Source organism: Nocardiopsis listeri NBRC 13360 (assembly GCF_001570765.1).
Lineage (GTDB): Bacteria > Actinomycetota > Actinomycetes > Streptosporangiales > Streptosporangiaceae > Nocardiopsis > Nocardiopsis listeri.
Window position 1 is genome coordinate 1 of record NZ_BCSH01000137.1, and the last position, 978, is coordinate 978.

1 protein-coding gene is annotated in these 978 nt (G+C 62.6%); it reads left to right on the plus strand.

Going from position 1 to position 978, the window contains the following annotated elements; all coding sequences use genetic code 11:
- The first annotated feature begins 57 nt into the window (after positions 1-57).
- Complete coding sequence (locus tag NLI01S_RS24805; protein WP_067609333.1) at positions 58-954, plus strand: IS982 family transposase; 897 nt, start codon at positions 58-60, stop codon at positions 952-954.
- Positions 955-978: the final 24 nt, after the last annotated feature.

A 978-nucleotide genomic window follows, 5' to 3' on the forward strand; every position in this document is an offset into this window, starting at 1 on the left:
TAGACGAGTCTTTCCAAAAGGCTTGAGCGCACGAAGAGAGGGTGTCCATGATCGTTTGTGACGACGAACCTGGACACCCTCGTGACCGCACTCTACGTGAAAATCGACGACGAGAGGCCCGGCCTGCGCCGAGCCCCCGGACGCCCGCCCGCTTTCAGCCACTCAGAGCTACTATGCCTGGCCGTCATGCAGGCCCTGCTCGGCTTCCACTCCGAGGCCCGCTGGCTGCGCTACGCCCGCGAACACCTGAGCGAGGCCTTCCCCTACATCCCCAAAGACCCCGGATACAACAAACGGCTACGAGCCGCCTTGCCACAGATCAAACGGATGATACGCGTCCTGGCCACCAACACCGACTTCTGGCACGACACCGTGTGGATCGCCGATTCCACCCCCGTGCCGTGTGGGATGTCGCGACCCACGGTGAAACGATCCGAGCTCGCGGGCTGGGCGGGTTACGGCTACTGCGCGTCGCATTCACGCTTCTTCTGGGGACTGCGGCTCTATCTGGTCTGCACTCCGGCGGGGATGCCGATCCTGTGGTCTCTGGCCGATCCCAAGATCGGTGAGCGCGAGGTGTTGACCGCGATGTTGGAGGTCGATGCCGAACTGGTGGCCGATCGGCAGGGCTTGTTGTTGATCACGGACAAGGGTTTCGCCTCCAAGGCGTTCGAGCGTTCACTGTCCGAACAGGGCATCACCCTGCTGAGGCCCTCTCGGAAGAAGGAGGCGCTACGTCCGGGCGAGCCGATGCTGAAGAAAGTCCGCCAGCTCATCGAGTCGGTCAACGACACCTTTAAGGGCCAGCTTGACCTGGAACAACACGGAGGCCGCACCGTTGAGGGAGTGGCAGTGCGGGTGGCCCAGCGAGTACTGGCTCTAGCAGCCGCGATCTGGCACAACTTCCAGACCGGTCAGGCGGTCAGCCGCTCACTGACCGCCTACGACCACTGAACGTATTCGGAAAGACTCGTCTAG